This window comes from Streptomyces lydicus, assembly GCF_001729485.1.
Lineage (GTDB): Bacteria > Actinomycetota > Actinomycetes > Streptomycetales > Streptomycetaceae > Streptomyces > Streptomyces lydicus_D.
This window is the reverse complement of record NZ_CP017157.1, coordinates 7,604,505-7,621,933: the sequence shown is the minus strand read 5'-3', so window position 1 is coordinate 7,621,933 and position 17,429 is coordinate 7,604,505. Positions and strand designations below refer to the sequence as shown.

At 67.6% G+C, this 17,429-nt stretch carries 10 protein-coding genes and 3 rRNA genes; 7 read left to right on the top strand and 6 right to left on the bottom strand.

Annotation, left to right across the window (positions count from 1 at the left end):
- Positions 1 to 3: 3 nt before the first annotated feature.
- From SL103_RS33065 to SL103_RS33055, 3 genes are all read right to left on the bottom strand, one after another.
- A complete protein-coding gene (locus SL103_RS33065) occupies positions 4 to 1,413 on the bottom strand; it encodes a M1 family metallopeptidase (protein WP_069572618.1) in 1,410 nt (469 codons plus the stop codon).
- A gap of 113 nt (positions 1,414 to 1,526) precedes the next feature.
- A complete protein-coding gene (locus tag SL103_RS33060; RefSeq protein ID WP_079146332.1) occupies positions 1,527 to 3,131 on the bottom strand; it encodes a SulP family inorganic anion transporter in 1,605 nt (534 codons plus the stop codon).
- 206 nt (positions 3,132 to 3,337) lie between these two features.
- Positions 3,338 to 3,742 (bottom strand): hypothetical protein, encoded by a 405-nt coding sequence (locus tag SL103_RS33055; RefSeq protein WP_069572617.1) that lies wholly within the window; start codon positions 3,740 to 3,742, stop codon positions 3,338 to 3,340.
- Between the two features lie 260 nt (positions 3,743 to 4,002).
- Between SL103_RS33055 and SL103_RS33050 the strand changes: the two genes are divergently transcribed.
- From SL103_RS33050 to proC, 3 genes are all read left to right on the top strand, one after another.
- Positions 4,003 to 4,848 carry an ABC transporter ATP-binding protein gene (locus tag SL103_RS33050; protein WP_069572616.1) on the top strand — a complete coding sequence of 282 codons (846 nt, stop codon included), beginning with the start codon at positions 4,003 to 4,005 and terminating at the stop codon, positions 4,846 to 4,848.
- The gene (locus SL103_RS33045) at positions 4,845 to 5,630 is read left to right on the top strand and encodes an ABC transporter permease (RefSeq protein WP_069572615.1); all 786 of its coding nucleotides are present in this window, start codon (positions 4,845 to 4,847) and stop codon (positions 5,628 to 5,630) included. Before SL103_RS33050 ends, SL103_RS33045 begins: the two co-directional genes overlap by 4 nt.
- A 117-nt stretch (positions 5,631 to 5,747) precedes the next feature.
- Positions 5,748 to 6,557: a pyrroline-5-carboxylate reductase gene (proC, locus tag SL103_RS33040; protein WP_069572614.1), complete on the top strand. Its 810-nt coding sequence runs from the start codon at positions 5,748 to 5,750 to the stop codon at positions 6,555 to 6,557.
- A 43-nt stretch (positions 6,558 to 6,600) separates the two neighbouring features.
- On the opposite strand, the gene trpS is transcribed toward proC, so the two are convergent.
- On the bottom strand, positions 6,601 to 7,623 hold the full coding sequence (gene trpS, locus SL103_RS33035; RefSeq protein WP_244304098.1) for a tryptophan--tRNA ligase: 1,023 nt from the start codon (positions 7,621 to 7,623) through the stop codon (positions 6,601 to 6,603).
- A gap of 937 nt (positions 7,624 to 8,560) precedes the next feature.
- Between trpS and SL103_RS33030 the strand changes: the two genes are divergently transcribed.
- The 4 genes from SL103_RS33030 (at position 8,561) to SL103_RS33015 (ending at position 14,348) form a co-directional block, all read left to right on the top strand.
- Positions 8,561 to 10,089: ribosomal RNA gene (locus tag SL103_RS33030) — 16S ribosomal RNA — on the top strand.
- Between the two features lie 299 nt (positions 10,090 to 10,388).
- Positions 10,389 to 13,510 (top strand): 23S ribosomal RNA (locus SL103_RS33025).
- Between the two features lie 77 nt (positions 13,511 to 13,587).
- Positions 13,588 to 13,704: ribosomal RNA gene (gene rrf, locus SL103_RS33020) — 5S ribosomal RNA — on the top strand.
- Together the 16S, 23S and 5S rRNA genes form the textbook arrangement of a ribosomal RNA operon.
- 110 nt (positions 13,705 to 13,814) lie before the next feature.
- A complete protein-coding gene (locus tag SL103_RS33015) occupies positions 13,815 to 14,348 on the top strand; it encodes a GNAT family N-acetyltransferase (protein ID WP_069572613.1) in 534 nt (177 codons plus the stop codon).
- 27 nt (positions 14,349 to 14,375) lie between these two features.
- Here SL103_RS33015 and SL103_RS33010 read toward each other — a convergent pair whose 3' ends face one another.
- Together SL103_RS33010 and SL103_RS33005 are read right to left on the bottom strand one after the other, a co-directional pair.
- The gene (locus tag SL103_RS33010) at positions 14,376 to 15,986 is read right to left on the bottom strand and encodes a TraM recognition domain-containing protein (RefSeq protein WP_069572612.1); all 1,611 of its coding nucleotides are present in this window, start codon (positions 15,984 to 15,986) and stop codon (positions 14,376 to 14,378) included.
- Positions 15,983 to 17,407 carry an ATP-binding protein gene (locus tag SL103_RS33005; RefSeq protein WP_069574333.1) on the bottom strand — a complete coding sequence of 475 codons (1,425 nt, stop codon included), beginning with the start codon at positions 17,405 to 17,407 and terminating at the stop codon, positions 15,983 to 15,985. The genes SL103_RS33010 and SL103_RS33005 overlap by 4 nt, the downstream gene beginning before the upstream one ends.
- Positions 17,408 to 17,429 lie beyond the last annotated feature (22 nt).

Genomic DNA, 17,429 nt, shown 5'->3' with positions numbered 1-17,429 from the left:
ACCTCAGTACGTGCGCGCCGGCTTCCCCTTGCCGTACAGCCAGGCGTCGAAGAGGCCGGTCAGATCGACATCGGTGCGCTCCTGGGCGAAGGCGATGAAGTCCGCCGAATCGGCGTTGCGGTAGCGGTACTTGGCGGGCCACTCCTTCAGGATGCGGAAGAAGGTCTTGTCGCCGACCGCCCGCCGCAGCTGCTGCAGCACCATCGCGCCCCGCTCGTAGACCGGCGTCCCGGTCACGTTCTTCGCCGCGCCCGGGTCGCCCGGCGGGAAGGCCCAGAGCGGGTCGTCCTTCTTGGTCCGGTAGAGCGCGTCGAACTGCTGCTGGGGCGTCTTGCCGCCCTCGTGCTCGTCCCACAGCCACTCGACGTAGGTCGCGAAGCCCTCGTTGAGCCAGGTGTCCCGCCACGTCTCGGGCGTCACCGAGTCACCGAACCACTGGTGGGACATCTCGTGCACCACGGTGACGGTGTCCGGCGCGCCGGCGTAGACCGGTTTGGTCTGCGACTCCAGGGCGTACCAGTCGATCCGCGGCGGGGTGTGGTCGACGATCGCGCCCGCCGAGGAGAACGGGTACGTCCCGAACAGCCCGCTCTCCCAGTCGATGATCTGCGGCAGCCGGTCCAGCGCCTTCTTGCTCTTGGCGACCTCCGCCGGGTCCACCGCGACGTACAGCGGCAGCCCGCCGCGCGTCCGTGAGGTGTGCACGTCGAACTTCCCGATGGTGGCGGTGGCGAGGTACGTCGCCATCGGCTGCGGGTTGTGCCACTCGAAGGTGGTCTTCCCCTTGGCGGTCCTCTCCGCGCGCAGTTCCCCGTTGGCGACGGCGGTGTAGTGCTGCGGAACGGTGAGCCGGAAGTCGTACGACGCCTTGTCCGAGGGGTGGTTGTTGCTCGGGAACCAGGTCATGGACCCGGCGGGCTCCCCCGACACGAACGCCCCGTCGGGCGTCTTGACCCAGCCCTCCGTCGTCCCGTCCGGGTCCTTCATCTCCTGCGGTGTGCCGTCGTAGTCGACGTCGGTGCGGAACTGCGCGCCCTTCGGGATCGCCTCGGGCGCATGCACCGTCAGCTTGTGCCCCTTGCGGGAGAAGGCGGCGGCCGTGCCGTCGACCCGGACGGCGGTGACCCGCAGCCCCTGCAGGTCGAGCGTGAAGGACCGCAGGTCCTTCCCGGCCCGGGCGGTGATCTCGGTGGTGGCCGCCAGCCGCTTGTGCGTGACGTCGTAGTCGAGGGTGATCCCGTAATGGCGTACGTCGTAGCCGCTGTTGCCGAGGGCGGGGAACAGCGGATCACCGACCCCGCCGCTGCCCGCCGTCCCCCCGCCGCCCACGGCGGCGCCCGTGCAGGAGGACAGCAGGAGGGCGACGGACAGCGCGGCGGTCGCACCGCAGCAGCGAAGGGGCCGGCGGGTCACAGCGCTCCTCGGGATCGGTGGTCACAGCTATCCGACCCTACGGTCATTTGCCCCGGAACGCCGCTCTTCCGGTTACCGACCGGACCGCATCACGGGCACCGGACGGCGCCCGCTCAGGGCGCGGTGGACCGGGCGGTCGCCCGCGCGGTGCCCTCCGGGCCGCGGCGCTGCTCCTCCCAGTTGCCGAGCGCCGCCGCACACGCGTGGTCGAGGTGCCGCAGCCCCGACAGGTCCAGTTCGACCTCCCGGTCGCGCGGCAGCGCCTCCAACTGGTCGAGCAGCTTCGGCAGCCGCAGGAAGGTCGCGTTGCCCAGCGCCCGTACGTGCACCACGCCGCCGCCCTCCAGGCCCGCGATCTCCAGATGGACGTGCGAGGTCGCCCACGCCGACTTCGCCACGGCCATCAGCAGCCCCAGCAGCACCCCCTCGAACATGTTGGTCGCCACGATCGCCACCGCCGTCACCGCCAGCACCACGGCCTCACCGCGATGCTCCCGCCACAGCGGACGCCACGCCTTCACCGGGATCAACTTGCCGCCCGCATGCACCAGTACGCCCGCCAGCGCCGCGAGCGGCACCACTCCCAGCGCCGCCGGGAACGCCGCCGCGAAGACCAGCAGCCACACCCCGTGCAGCACCCGCGAGGTCTTGGTCCGCGCCCCGGCCTGCACGTTCGCGGCGCTGCGCACGATCACCGCGGTCATCGGCAGCGCGCCGAGCAGCCCGCACACCGTGTTGCCGGCGCCCTGCGCCATCAGCTCCCGGTCGTAATCGGTCTTCGGCCCGTCGTGCAGTCGGTCCACCGCGGCCGCGCTGAACAGCGACTCGGCCGACGCGATCAGGGTGAAGGCGAGCACGGTGCCCAGCGCCCCGGCCACCGCCCCGGCCTCGGTCAGCCGCGCGAAGTCCGCGCCGCCCGGCGGCTGCACGACGTCCAGCAGGCCCCGTACCTCGACCCGCGCCACCGGCAGGTCCCACCAGGCCACCACGGCGGTCACCAGGGCCACCGCCACCAGCGGCGCCGGCAGCACCTGCGGCGCCTGCGACGCCAGCCGCGCCAGCGGCCGGGGGAGTACCGGCGCCAGCTGCCGCAGCCGCGGCCAGGCCACCAGCACCGCGATGGTCGACACGCCGACCGCCAGCGCGCCCAGGGCCGGGTCCGACCCGATGGTGTCCATCGCCAGCCGCGGCAGCCCGGCCAGATTCGCCGGCCCGCCGCCCGGCGCCTTGGCGTCCGCCAGCGCGTACAGCTGCCCGGCGATCAGCACCAGCCCGATGCCGGCGAGCATCCCCTGCACGACGGCGACCGAGATCGCCCGGAACCAGCGCCCCAGCCGCAGCACCCCCATGACCAGCTGGAGCACCCCGGCGATCAGCACCAGCGCGCCCAGCGCGCCGAGCCCGAAGTCCTCCACGGCTTCGAAGACCAGCACGGTCAGTCCGGCGGCGGGCCCGCTGACCTGCAGGCTGCTGCCCGGCAGCAGCCCGGTGAGCAGCCCGCCGACGATGCCGGTGACCAGGCCCAGTTCGGCCGGCGCCCCGGACGCGACGGACACCCCGACGCAGAGCGGGACGGCGACGAGGAAGACGACGAGGGAGGCGGTGAAGTCGGCGCGCCAGACGGCCGGCGAACGCCACGAGCGGTCGGCGGGCCGGGCGGTCGTGGACGGTATCGACGGCCGGGACGGGAGCGAGCGGGCAACACGGAACCTACGCATGAGCATGCCTCCAGCGGTTGCGAGATGCGGTGGCGCGCGGCCGCCCGTACCCGGGGACCGGGCACCGGCGCAGAACCGGGCCCGGCCGCGGCCCGGGCAGGCCGGACCGGCACCGGGCGCCGCGCGCCATGAAGGGGGAAATGCGACGACGGCTGGATCCGTCGGATGCGCGGGCCGGGGGAGGCCCCTGGGGCAGCTCTCCGTGCTCAGCAGCGGAAGACGAGGTGCCGGACCGGCAGTTCGCCCGATCTCGACAGCGGCACGGCCTGCCGGCCGGTCAGCGGGGCGGTCGCCCGCAGCCCGCCCTCGGTCCGTACGGGCCCGGCCGTGGAGACCGGGGTGCCCGGCGGTGCAGGCGCGCACAGGGTGGCCGCGGAGCGTCCGCCCCGGCGCGGCTGGCAGCGGTCACCGGCCGCTTCCGGATGCCCGGCGGGGTCCGACGCCACCGGGGCGGCGGAGCCCGGGGAGTCGGCGCCGGTCGCGCCCTTCCCGACCGGCGGGGCCGCCGCCCGCTCCCCGTACGCGCCGCCGGCGACGAGCGGCAGGGCCAGTACGAGGGCCACGACGAGCAACAGGAGCCGGCCGAGGCCGCGGACCTGGATTGCCGCCATCGTCGCCCCTTCCGGCGCGGCTGGACACGTCCTCCCATTGTGTCGAGGCAGCGGCGCCCGGCGGCATCCCGTTATGTAACCACCCTGTAAACGCAGGGTTATCGGACAGGAAGGAAGGGTTCCGTTCGCTCCGGCGGCCGCCGGAGCGCCGCCCGCGCCCCCATGCGCCGTTGCCGAACCGTCCGCGCACCACTCCGCGGCGCACCCGCCCTCCGTCCCCACTCTTGACGCCGCCCCTTCCCCGGCACATTATTCACCGCATGATGAATTACGGCGGTGACGACGACCCCGCCTCCCCAGCCGGCCCGCCACCCCCGAACGGCCCCGGCACCCCCGCCGTCCACGCCCACGACCTCACCGTCGTCCGAGGCCGCCGCACCGTCCTCGACGCCCTCACCTTCGACGTCCCCCCGGGCCGCATCACCGGCCTCCTCGGCCCCTCCGGCTGCGGCAAGTCCACCCTCCTGCGCGCCGTCGTCGGCACCCAGGCCAAGGTCACCGGCACCCTCGACGTCCTCGGCCGGCCCGCCGGCGACCCCGGCCTGCGCCCCCGCATCGGCTACGTCACCCAGGACCCGTCCGTCTACGACGACCTCACCGTCCGTCAGAACCTCGACTACTTCGCCGCCGTCCTGCACCCCGGCCGCGCCGCCCGCGCCCACCGCCGCGAGAGCGTCACCCGCGCCCTCGCGGACGTCGACCTCACCCGGCACGCCGACGCCCTCGCCGGCCACCTCTCCGGCGGCCAGCGCAGCCGGGTCTCCCTCGCGGTGGCCCTCCTCGGCGCCCCCGAACTCCTCGTCCTCGACGAACCCACCGTCGGCCTGGACCCCGTCCTCCGCCGCGACCTGTGGCACCTGTTCCACGCCCTCGCCGCCGACCGCGGAACCACCCTCCTGGTCTCCTCGCACGTCATGGACGAGGCCGAGCGCTGCCACCGGCTGCTCCTGATGCGCGAGGGCCGCATCCTCGCCGACGGCACGCCCCGCGCCCTCCGCGACCGCACCGCGACCCCCACCGTCGAGGCCGCCTTCCTCCACCTCGTCGACGCGGCCGGCGCCACCCCCGCACCCCCGGGAACCACCACCGAGGAGCCGGTCCGATGACCCCCGACGCCCCGCCCCCCGCCCGCCGGACCCCCGCCGGCCCCCTCTCCCCGTCCCGCACCCTCGCCACCACCGCCCGGGTCCTGCGCCAACTGCGCCACGACCCCCGCACCCTCGCGATGATGCTGCTCGTCCCGTGCGTGATGATCGCGCTGCTGCGCTACGTCTTCGACGCCCGACCGGAGACCTTCAACAGCATCGGCGCCTCGCTCCTCGGCATCTTCCCGATGATCACCATGTTCCTGGTGACCTCCATCGCCACCCTGCGGGAACGCACCTCCGGCACCCTGGAACGCCTGCTCGCCATGCCCCTCGGCAAGGCCGACCTGATCAGCGGCTACGCCCTCGCCTTCGGCCTGCTGGCGATCGTCCAGTCCGCCCTCGCCACCGCGCTGTCCGTCTGGGTCCTCGGCCTCGACGTCACCGGCTCCCCCTGGCTGCTGCTGCTCGTCGCCGTCCTCGACGCCCTCCTCGGCACCGCCCTCGGCCTGTTCGTCTCGGCCTTCGCCGCCTCGGAATTCCAGGCCGTCCAGTTCATGCCCGCCGTCCTGATGCCCCAGCTCCTCCTCTGCGGGCTCTTCACCCCCCGCGACACCATGCAGCCGGCCCTCAAGGCGGTCTCCGACGTGCTCCCGATGTCCTACGCCGTGGACGGCATGACCGAGGTCCTGCACCACCCCGACCTCACCACCGCCTTCCTCCGCGACAGCCTCGTCGTCACCGCCTTCGCCCTCCTGGTCCTCGCCCTGGGCGCGGCCACCCTCCGCCGCCGCACCGCGTGAACCACCCCGCCGCATGCCCCCCGAACCGCCCACCCACCGGACAGCACCGGCCCGGCACCCCGCACGGTGCGAGGATGACGACAAAGGCCCAGCGCAGCGGAAAGGCGAACCCGCACCATGACCCAGAAGGTCGCAGTCCTCGGCACCGGCAAGATCGGCGAAGCGCTCCTCAGCGGAATGATCCGCGGCGGCTGGGCGCCCTCCGACCTCCTGGTCACCGCCCGCCGTCAGGAACGCGCCGACCAGCTCCACGCCCGCTACGGCGTGGACGCCGTCAGCAACGCCGAGGCCGCCAAGTCCGCCGACACCCTCATCCTCACCGTCAAGCCGCAGGACATGGACAGCCTCCTGCGGGAACTCGCCCCGCACGTCCCCGCGGACCGCCTCGTCATCAGCGGCGCCGCCGGCATCCCCACCGCCTACTTCGAGGACCGGCTGGCCGCCGGCACCCCCGTCGTACGGGTCATGACGAACACCCCCGCCCTCGTCGACGAGGCCATGTCCGTCATCTCCGCCGGCAGCCACGCCACCGGAGAACACCTCACCCGCGCCGAGGAGATCTTCGCCGGGGTCGGCAAGACCCTGCGCGTCCCGGAGTCCCAGCAGGACGCCTGCACCGCCCTGTCCGGCTCGGGCCCCGCCTACTTCTACTTCCTGGTCGAGGCCATGACCGACGCCGGCATCCTCCTCGGCCTGCCCCGCGACAAGGCCCACGACCTCATCGTCCAGGCCGCCATCGGCGCCGCCGTGATGCTCCGCGACAGCGGCGAACACCCCGTCAAGCTCCGCGAGAACGTCACCTCCCCGGCCGGCACCACCATCAACGCCATCCGCGAGCTGGAGAACCACGGCGTGCGCGCCGCCCTCATCGCCGCCCTGGAAGCCGCCCGCGACCGCAGCCGCGAACTGGCCACCGGCAACGGCTGAGCCCCGCGCCGGTGGGGGCGGCGACCACCCCCACCGGCCCCGGCTACGCCAGCAGCCCCATCGCCCGGTACGCCGCGTCCACCCGCGGCCTGGCCATGTCCCGCGCCCGCTCCGCACCGCGCCCGAGCACCTCGTCCACGTACCCGGGCTCCGCGGCCAGCGCCGCGTGCCGCTCCCGCACCGGCCGCAGCGTCTCCACCACGGCCTCCGCGACGTCCTTCTTCAACGCCCCGTACGCGTCGTACCCACCGGCCAGCCGCTCCGGATCCCCACCCGTGCACGCCGCCAGCACATCCAGCAGATTGGCGAGACCCGGCCGCTCCGCACGGTCGTACACCACCTCACTGCCCCCGTCGGTGACCGCCCGCATCACCTTCTTCCGCACCACCTCCGGCTCGTCCAGCAGATAGACGATCCCGGCCGTCCGGTCGTGCGACTTCCCCATCTTCGACGTCGGCTCCTGCAGGTCCATCACCCGCGCCGCCACCTTCGGCACCGTCGCCCTCGGCACCACGAACGTCGCCCCGTACCGCTGGTTGAACCGGATCGCCAGATCCCGCGTCAGCTCCACGTGCTGCGCCTGGTCCTCCCCGACCGGCACCTCGTGCGCCCCGTACGCCAGGATGTCCGCCGCCATCAGCGCCGGATACGTCAGCAGCGACAGCCGCACGCTCCCACCCCGCGCCTGCTCCCGCGCCGTCTTCTCCTTGTACTGGATCATGCGCCGCATCTCCCCGTCGGAGGCCGTGCACTCCATCAGGTACGACAGCCGCGCATGCTCGTCCACCCGGCTCTGCACGAACACCGTGCACACCTCCGGGTCCAGCCCCGACGCCAGCAGCAGCGTCGCGGCCTGCCGGGTCAGCCGCCGCACCCGCGCCGGATCGTGGTCCACGGTCAGCGCGTGCAGATCCACCACACAGAACAGCGCCTCCGCACGGTGCTGGTCCTCCTCGACCCACCCGCGCACCGCCCCGAGGTAGTTCCCCAGCGTCAGATGCCCCGTCGGCTTCACACCGCTGAAGATCCGCGTACGCCCCGACGCCGGAACCGCCATCTCGTCCATCCGTACTCTCCCGAAGTCCCGCACTCTTCCGAGTGCGCATCGAGACCGCCGACTCACCGGCCGCTACGGATGCAGATACGCGAACGGCCGCCGAAGCGGCGGCCGTGGTCATGCATGCACTACTGGGCGGCCGCCGTCAGGCGGGCCACCACTGCTGCACGAGCGCATGCGTAGTCATGGACCCCAAAGTACCTGGCGAACCCCCTCCCCGCGCGGGTTTGAACAACCCCACCCCCTCGTGTAGTGTCCTCCGAGTTGCCACGGAGCCGACAGGACCCGAGCAGCCATCCCGCCGCTTCGCGGCACACCACTACTGCACGGCCCCTCACCGGGAACAATTTCGGCATGCCGAAATTCGGACCGCGGCGGATTATGCGTCGACGAGGAATACCGCTAACGTAGTGATCACGTCGAAAGGCGCGAACAAACCCCCTCCGACGGGGAATCAGAAACAAATTCGAGCCGGCAACGGCACGGACAAGATCTGATAGAGTCGGAAAGGCCGAAAAGCGAAAGCTGAACGGCCAACCCCGCTCCAACAGGGGGCCGGAGACGGAAACGGATCTGGTAAGGTTGGAACCGCGAAGAAGCCGAAAGGCCGAATCGCACCGGCGAAAATCGGAACCGCAAGGATCTGATAGAGTCGGAAATGCAACACCGAAGGGAAGCGCCCGGAGAGCCCGGTACTGAGTCAATCAGAACCGATAAGGCACAAAGGAAGCGTCCGTTCCTTGAGAACTCAACAGCGTGCCAAAAGTCAACGCCAGATATGTTGATACCCCGTCTACCGGAAACATCCGGCAGATGAGGTTCCTTTGAAAGTCCATCCCGTCCATGTGGCGCGGGTGGCACACACAGCGAGGACGCTGTGAACGACCGGACCTATTCCGTTTGGTCGTTCCGCTCTCGTGTGTGTTGACCCGATTACGGGTAAACATTCACGGAGAGTTTGATCCTGGCTCAGGACGAACGCTGGCGGCGTGCTTAACACATGCAAGTCGAACGATGAACCTCCTTCGGGAGGGGATTAGTGGCGAACGGGTGAGTAACACGTGGGCAATCTGCCCTTCACTCTGGGACAAGCCCTGGAAACGGGGTCTAATACCGGATACGACACGGGGTCGCATGACCTCCGTGTGGAAAGCTCCGGCGGTGAAGGATGAGCCCGCGGCCTATCAGCTTGTTGGTGGGGTGATGGCCTACCAAGGCGACGACGGGTAGCCGGCCTGAGAGGGCGACCGGCCACACTGGGACTGAGACACGGCCCAGACTCCTACGGGAGGCAGCAGTGGGGAATATTGCACAATGGGCGAAAGCCTGATGCAGCGACGCCGCGTGAGGGATGACGGCCTTCGGGTTGTAAACCTCTTTCAGCAGGGAAGAAGCGAGAGTGACGGTACCTGCAGAAGAAGCGCCGGCTAACTACGTGCCAGCAGCCGCGGTAATACGTAGGGCGCAAGCGTTGTCCGGAATTATTGGGCGTAAAGAGCTCGTAGGCGGCTTGTCACGTCGGATGTGAAAGCCCGGGGCTTAACCCCGGGTCTGCATTCGATACGGGCAGGCTAGAGTTCGGTAGGGGAGATCGGAATTCCTGGTGTAGCGGTGAAATGCGCAGATATCAGGAGGAACACCGGTGGCGAAGGCGGATCTCTGGGCCGATACTGACGCTGAGGAGCGAAAGCGTGGGGAGCGAACAGGATTAGATACCCTGGTAGTCCACGCCGTAAACGTTGGGAACTAGGTGTGGGCGACATTCCACGTCGTCCGTGCCGCAGCTAACGCATTAAGTTCCCCGCCTGGGGAGTACGGCCGCAAGGCTAAAACTCAAAGGAATTGACGGGGGCCCGCACAAGCAGCGGAGCATGTGGCTTAATTCGACGCAACGCGAAGAACCTTACCAAGGCTTGACATACACCGGAAAACCCTGGAGACAGGGTCCCCCTTGTGGTCGGTGTACAGGTGGTGCATGGCTGTCGTCAGCTCGTGTCGTGAGATGTTGGGTTAAGTCCCGCAACGAGCGCAACCCTTGTTCTGTGTTGCCAGCATGCCCTTCGGGGTGATGGGGACTCACAGGAGACTGCCGGGGTCAACTCGGAGGAAGGTGGGGACGACGTCAAGTCATCATGCCCCTTATGTCTTGGGCTGCACACGTGCTACAATGGCCGGTACAATGAGCTGCGATACCGCGAGGTGGAGCGAATCTCAAAAAGCCGGTCTCAGTTCGGATTGGGGTCTGCAACTCGACCCCATGAAGTCGGAGTTGCTAGTAATCGCAGATCAGCATTGCTGCGGTGAATACGTTCCCGGGCCTTGTACACACCGCCCGTCACGTCACGAAAGTCGGTAACACCCGAAGCCGGTGGCCCAACCCCTTGTGGGAGGGAATCGTCGAAGGTGGGACTGGCGATTGGGACGAAGTCGTAACAAGGTAGCCGTACCGGAAGGTGCGGCTGGATCACCTCCTTTCTAAGGAGCATCTAGATCTCGTAAGAGATCCAGAGCCACTACGTCGGCAAATGTTCGACGGTGGTTAGCTCATGGGTGGAACGTTGACTATTCGGCACGGTCGGTTGGGATCATTAGTACTGCTTCGGCGTGGAACGTGAGTCTTCAACTGGTCGGGTCGGGCACGCTGTTGGGTATCTGAGGGTGCGGACTTGAGTCTGCTCCTTCGCGATGCCGGCCCCAGTGAACTCAGCCTTCGGGTTGGGGTGGTGGGTGGCTGGTCGTTGCTTGAGAACTGCACAGTGGACGCGAGCATCTGTGGCCAAGTTTTTAAGGGCGCACGGTGGATGCCTTGGCACCAGGAACCGATGAAGGACGTGGGAGGCCACGATAGGCCCCGGGGAGCTGTCAACCAAGCTTTGATCCGGGGGTGTCCGAATGGGGAAACCCGGCAGTCGTCATGGGCTGTCACCCGCTGCTGAACACATAGGCAGTGTGGAGGGAACGCGGGGAAGTGAAACATCTCAGTACCCGCAGGAAGAGAAAACAACCGTGATTCCGGGAGTAGTGGCGAGCGAAACTGGATGAGGCCAAACCAGTCACGTGTGATACCCGGCAGGGGTTGCGTGGTTGGGGTTGTGGGATCTCTTTTCTGCAGTCTGCCGGCTGTGGGACGAGTCAGAAACCGTTGATGTAGGCGAAGGACATGCGAAAGGTCCGGCGTAGAGGGTAAGACCCCCGTAGCTGAAACATTGACGGCTCGTTTAAGAGACACCCAAGTAGCACGGGGCCCGAGAAATCCCGTGTGAATCTGGCGGGACCACCCGTTAAGCCTAAATATTCCCTGGTGACCGATAGCGGATAGTACCGTGAGGGAATGGTGAAAAGTACCGCGGGAGCGGAGTGAAATAGTACCTGAAACCGTGTGCCTACAAGCCGTGGGAGCGTCGCTGTATGTGCTTGCACATGCAGTCGTGACTGCGTGCCTTTTGAAGAATGAGCCTGCGAGTTTGCGGTATGTTGCGAGGTTAACCCGTGTGGGGAAGCCGTAGCGAAAGCGAGTCCGAATAGGGCGTTGAGTAGCGTGCCCAAGACCCGAAGCGGAGTGATCTAGCCATGGGCAGGTTGAAGCGGAGGTAAGACTTCGTGGAGGACCGAACCCACCAGGGTTGAAAACCTGGGGGATGACCTGTGGTTAGGGGTGAAAGGCCAATCAAACTCCGTGATAGCTGGTTCTCCCCGAAATGCATTTAGGTGCAGCGTCGTGTGTTTCTTGCCGGAGGTAGAGCACTGGATAGGCGATGGGCCCTACCGGGTTACTGACCTTAGCCAAACTCCGAATGCCGGTAAGTGAGAGCGCGGCAGTGAGACTGTGGGGGATAAGCTCCATGGTCGAGAGGGAAACAGCCCAGAGCATCGACTAAGGCCCCTAAGCGTGTGCTAAGTGGGAAAGGATGTGGAGTCGCAGAGACAACCAGGAGGTTGGCTTAGAAGCAGCCACCCTTGAAAGAGTGCGTAATAGCTCACTGGTCAAGTGATTCCGCGCCGACAATGTAGCGGGGCTCAAGCACACCGCCGAAGTCATGTCATTGCGATATTACCCCCAACGGGGATCGTGATGGGTAGGGGAGCGTCGTGTGCCGGGTGAAGCAGCCGCGGAAGCGAGTTGTGGACGGTTCACGAGTGAGAATGCAGGCATGAGTAGCGATACAAGAGTGGGAAACTCTTGCGCCGATTGACTAAGGGTTCCTGGGTCAAGCTGATCTGCCCAGGGTAAGTCGGGACCTAAGGCGAGGCCGACAGGCGTAGTCGATGGACAACCGGTTGATATTCCGGTACCCGCTTTGAAGCGCCAAACATTGAATCAGGCGATGCTAAGTCCGTGAAGCCGCCGTGGATCCTTCGGGTGAAGCGGAGTGGTGGAGCCGACGAACCAGACTTGTAGTAGGTGAGTGATGGGGTGACGCAGGAAGGTAGTCCAGCCCGGGCGGTGGTTGTCCCGGGGTAAGGGTGTAGGGCGCTGTCTAGGCAAATCCGGACAGCTTGAAGCCTGAGACCTGATGCCGAGCCGATTGTGGTGAAGTGGATGATCCTATGCTGTCGAGAAAAGCCTCTAGCGAGTTTCATGGCGGCCCGTACCCTAAACCGACTCAGGTGGTCAGGTAGAGAATACCGAGGCGTTCGGGTGAACTATGGTTAAGGAACTCGGCAAAATGCCCCCGTAACTTCGGGAGAAGGGGGGCCATTTCCGGTGATGAGACTTGCTCTCTGAGCTGGGGGTGGCCGCAGAGACCAGCGAGAAGCGACTGTTTACTAAAAACACAGGTCCGTGCGAAGCCGTAAGGCGATGTATACGGACTGACGCCTGCCCGGTGCTGGAACGTTAAGGGGACCGGTTAGTCAACTTTCGGGTTGGCGAAGCTGAGAACTTAAGCGCCAGTAAACGGCGGTGGTAACTATAACCATCCTAAGGTAGCGAAATTCCTTGTCGGGTAAGTTCCGACCTGCACGAATGGCGTAACGACTTCTCGACTGTCTCAACCATAGGCCCGGTGAAATTGCATTACGAGTAAAGATGCTCGTTTCGCGCAGCAGGACGGAAAGACCCCGGGACCTTTACTATAGCTTGATATTGGTGTTCGGTTCGGCTTGTGTAGGATAGGTGGGAGACTTTGAAGCGGCCACGCCAGTGGTTGTGGAGTCATTGTTGAAATACCACTCTGGTCGTGCTGGATGTCTAACCTGGGTCCGTGATCCGGATCAGGGACAGTGTCTGGTGGGTAGTTTAACTGGGGCGGTTGCCTCCTAAAGAGTAACGGAGGCGCCCAAAGGTTCCCTCAGCCTGGTTGGCAATCAGGTGTTGAGTGTAAGTGCACAAGGGAGCTTGACTGTGAGACTGACGGGTCGAGCAGGTACGAAAGTAGGGACTAGTGATCCGGCGGTGGCTTGTGGAAGCGCCGTCGCTCAACGGATAAAAGGTACCCCGGGGATAACAGGCTGATCTTCCCCAAGAGTCCATATCGACGGGATGGTTTGGCACCTCGATGTCGGCTCGTCGCATCCTGGGGCTGGAGTCGGTCCCAAGGGTTGGGCTGTTCGCCCATTAAAGCGGTACGCGAGCTGGGTTTAGAACGTCGTGAGACAGTTCGGTCCCTATCCGCTGTGCGCGTAGGAGTCTTGAGAAGGGCTGTCCCTAGTACGAGAGGACCGGGACGGACGAACCTCTGGTGTGCCAGTTGTCCTGCCAAGGGCATGGCTGGTTGGCTACGTTCGGAAAGGATAACCGCTGAAAGCATCTAAGCGGGAAGCCTGCTTCGAGATGAGGGCTCCCACCCCCTTGAGGGGTTAAGGCTCCCAGTAGACGACTGGGTTGATAGGCCAGATATGGAAGCGCCGTAAGGTGTGGAGTTGACTGGTACTAATAGGCCGAGGGCTTGTCCTCAGTTGCTCGCGTCCACTGTGTAGGTTCTGAAGTAACGACCGTTGAAGCTAGGCTCCGGTTGGTTAACTTCATAGTGTTTCGGTGGTCATAGCGTTAGGGAAACGCCCGGTTACATTTCGAACCCGGAAGCTAAGCCTTTCAGCGCCGATGGTACTGCAGGGGGGACCCTGTGGGAGAGTAGGACGCCGCCGAACAATTTTTCAGCTCCGGTCTCTGAACCTTTATGGTTCAGGGACCGGAGCTTTTTTGCGTTTCCGGGAAATACCGGTCGTCCGTAGGGCGGTGCGCTGGCATCCTGCGTCGCATGGGTTACGTGATCAGAGCGGTGCGGGCGGACGAGTGGGAGCAGCTCAAGGAGCTCAGGCTGGCTGCCTTGGCTGATCCGGTGGCGCGTGTGGCGTTCAACGAGACGTTGGAGGGAGCGGCCGGCCAGACCGATGTGTTCTGGCGGGAGCGGGCCGCTCGGGGTGGCGTGGATGCGGGGGCGATCACGTTCATCGGGGAGGCCGGCGGCGGGAGTTGGGGCGGGATGGTGGTGGTGCTCGTCGAGGGGGACGGCGAGGTGCCGCAGACGCATCTGGTCGGGGTGTATGTCCGGCCGGAACACCGCGGGACCGGGCTGGCGCAGGAGTTGTTCGGCGCGGCGATTCGGTGGTCGTGGGGGATCACGGAGCCGGTGGTGGAGCGTGTGCGGTTGTGGGTGCACGAGGCGAATGGGCAGGCGGAGGCGTTCTATCGGCGGCTGGGGTTCGTGGCTACGGGGCGGACCCTTGCCGATCCGAAGAATGCGGCGGCCGTTGAGCGGGAGATGGTGTTGGGGCGCGCGGGAGCCTCGTAGGGCCGGAACCGGTGCGGCTGGTTCGGGTCAGACCGGGAGGGAGCGGTGGGGCCAGCGGGCTCGGGCCTGTTCCTGGGAGCGCATGGTGGCCAGCGTCAGGAGGCCGCGCGTCCGGCCCGTGTCGAGGAGATCGGGGAGCGCGGGCAGCGGGGCGAGCGCGGCGATGTCGTCCAGGACGAGGGTGAGTGGTGGGTCGAGCCGACCGTCAGATGACCGTTCGGCCATGCGGCGGCCGTGCTCGACCACGCTCGAGAGGAGTGCGGTGAGCAGTGGCATCGCACCCGGTTCGGTACGCGGATCCTCAAGGGGTTCGCCTACCACGTACAGCGTTCCCCCCTCATCGATAAATGATTCGAGAATGACCGAATCCGCTCGAAGTGGAGTGCAGGCGTCTCGGATGTGAAGGGAGGAGAGGGCACTCAGGGCCCGGCCGACCAGCTCCTTTGCCAGCTCCCGGCGTTCCGCGTGCGCGGTCAGTACGGACTCCAACTCGCCGGCTTGGCCGGCGGACGCCTTGGGGCTGGTGCGCAGGATCCGTACGGGTTCCTGGGCGGCGCCGGCGGTATGCGCCCAGCGGTGCAGCTGGCGGAACGGGCGGCCGTCGAGCGCGGCGGCGTGCAGCCAGCAGCGCAGCAGGGTCTGCGCGGCGTCCGCGACCGCCGAGTCCGCGGTGGCGGACGGCCGAACGGGGGCCAGCAGGGCGGTGGCGCGGGCCGTGGCGGTGGCGAGGTCGTCGCAGCCGGTGGTCGGCGACCAGCGCAGCCGGGCCGGGGTGTCGAGGAGGTGCGTCGGGTCGTACGTCAGCAGCGGGCCGAGTTTGGCGCGGGCGTCCTTGGTCTCCGCCCACAGGGCGGGGTCCGTCGTGGCGACGATGAGGGGGCCGGGTGCCGCGGTGGCGGTGGCGACCGCGGCGGCGAGCGTGTCGGCCCGGCCGGTGGTGGCGAACTGGACGCGGGGGAGGGGGAGTTCGGTGCCCGGGGCGGGTGCGGCCGGGGACGCGGTGCGCTGTTCGGGGACCGGGCCCGTGGGAGGGGCGACCACGGCCGTTTCGGGGGTGGCGGGGACGGTAGTCGGAGTGGCAGGAGTGGCAGGAGAGGCCGGGGCGGGCGGTGCCGGGGTGAGCGGGGCGGCTGGTGCGTCTTCGGTGGGGGCTGTGGGCCCGGCGGGGGCGCGGGCCGCGGCGGGAGCCTGCAGGAGCGGCTCCAGCGCCTCCTGCCGGGCCCTGCGGGCCGCGGCGCGCCGTCCGGCCCGTACGGCGCGGTAACGGGTGACGGTGCCCATCGTGAAGATGGTCAGGACCAGCAGGACCATCAGCTCGCCGATGAGGATGCCCCAGAACAGGCCGTAGCCGGAGAGTTGGGCCTTGGGGGTGTCGGGCCAGGCGGCGGGCAGGTCGTGCGGCGCGGACACCAGGTGGCGCAGCGCCATCGGTGTGCCGGCGTAGTCCACGCTTTGGGGCCAGGCGCCGTGCGCGAACAGGCCGGCCAGGCCGGTGGCCGTCCACACCAGCAGCGTCAGGCCCAGCAGGAAGGCGAGCAGCCCCACCAGCAGGGAGTCGGGGATGCCGCGGCCCCTGCCGTCGTGCGGGGCGCGGTAGCCGCGGCCGCCACCTCGTTCGTCGTCGTATCCGCGCCTCACGCCACCGTCTCGCTCGACTCGTCTCTCCACCGGCGCTCCATCGCGATGGCCTCGGCGCGTGCCTCGGCCTCGGCGTCCGCCGCCGCTTCCAGGGCGCGTGCCTCGTCGGCCGGCATCGCGGAGGACTCGGTCATCGCCCGGTCGGTGAAGACCAGCGGGCGTTCCGCCTCGGTGATGAGGTGCTTGACCACCTGGACGTTGCCGTTGACGTCCCAGACCGCGATGCCGGGGGTGAGCGTCGGAATGATCTCCACGGCCCAGCGCGGCAGGCCCAGTACCCGCCCGGTGGCCCGTGCCTCGTCCGCCTTCTGGGCGTAAATGGTGCGGGTGGAGGCCATCTTGAGGATCGCCGCGGCCTCCCGCGCGGCCGCGCCGTCCACGACGTCGGAGAGGTGGTGGACGACGGCCACGAAGGAGAGGCCGAGCCGTCGGCCGAACTTCAGCAGTCGCTGGAAGAGCTGGGCCACGAAGGGGGAGTTGATGATGTGCCACGCCTCTTCGACCAGGAAGATCCGTTTCTTCCGGTCGGGCCGGATCCAGGTGTGTTCCAGCCACACGCCGACGATTGCCATCAGGATGGGCATCGCGATGGAGTTGCGGTCGATGTGGGAGAGGTCGAAGACGATCAGCGGGGCGTCGAGGTCGATGCCCGCGGACGTCGGCCCGTCGAACATGCCGCGCAGGTCACCGTCGACGAGCCGGTCGAGCACCAGGGCCACGTCCAGGCCCCAGGCCCGTACGTCGTCTATGTCGACGTTCATGGCCTCGGCCGACTCGGCCTCGGGGTGCCGCAGCTGCTCGACGATGTCGGTCAGGACGGGCTGGCGGTCGGTGATGGTCTCGTTGACGTACGCGTGGGCGACCTTGAGGGCGAAGCCGGAGCGTTCGTCCAGGCCGTGGCCCATGGCGACCTCGATGATCGTGCGGAGCAGGGCCAGCTGGCCGGTCGTGGTGATCGACGGGTCGAGCGGGTTGAGGCGGATGCCGCCGTTGAGGGCGGCCGTCGGGTCCAGGCGGATGGGGGTTATCCCCAGCTCCTCGGCGATGAGGTTCCATTCGCCGACGCCGTCCTCGCCCTGGGCGTCCAGGACGACGACCTGCCGGTCGCGGAACCGCAGCTGGCGCAGGACGTAGGTCTTCTCCAGGGCGGACTTGCCGTTGCCGGACTCGCCGAGGACGAGCCAGTGCGGGGCGGGCAGCTGCTGGCCGTAGAGCTGGAAGGGGTCGTAGATGTAGCCCTTGCCGCTGTAGACCTCACGGCCGATGATCACGCCGGAGTCGCCGAGGCCGGGGGCCGCGGTGGGCAGGTAGACCGCCTGGGCCTGGCCGGTGGAGGTGCGTACGGGCAGCCGGGTGGTCTCCACCTTCCCGAACAGGAAGCTGGTGAACGCCTCGGTGAGCGCTCCGAGTGGGTCGAGCATGGCCATGACGTACGCGCCTCCC

Coding starts and splice junctions, on each gene's coding strand:
- SL103_RS33060 (WP_079146332.1), bottom strand. CDS start 3,131: ATGCGTAGGTTCCGTGTTGCCCGCTCGCTCCCGTCCCGGCCGTCGATA.
- SL103_RS33055 (WP_069572617.1), bottom strand. CDS start 3,742: ATGGCGGCAATCCAGGTCCGCGGCCTCGGCCGGCTCCTGTTGCTCGTC.
- SL103_RS33050 (WP_069572616.1), top strand. CDS start 4,003: ATGATGAATTACGGCGGTGACGACGACCCCGCCTCCCCAGCCGGCCCG.
- SL103_RS33045 (WP_069572615.1), top strand. CDS start 4,845: ATGACCCCCGACGCCCCGCCCCCCGCCCGCCGGACCCCCGCCGGCCCC.
- proC (WP_069572614.1), top strand. CDS start 5,748: ATGACCCAGAAGGTCGCAGTCCTCGGCACCGGCAAGATCGGCGAAGCG.
- trpS (WP_244304098.1), bottom strand. CDS start 7,623: ATGGACGAGATGGCGGTTCCGGCGTCGGGGCGTACGCGGATCTTCAGC.
- SL103_RS33015 (WP_069572613.1), top strand. CDS start 13,815: ATGGGTTACGTGATCAGAGCGGTGCGGGCGGACGAGTGGGAGCAGCTC.
- SL103_RS33005 (WP_069574333.1), bottom strand. CDS start 17,407: ATGCTCGACCCACTCGGAGCGCTCACCGAGGCGTTCACCAGCTTCCTG.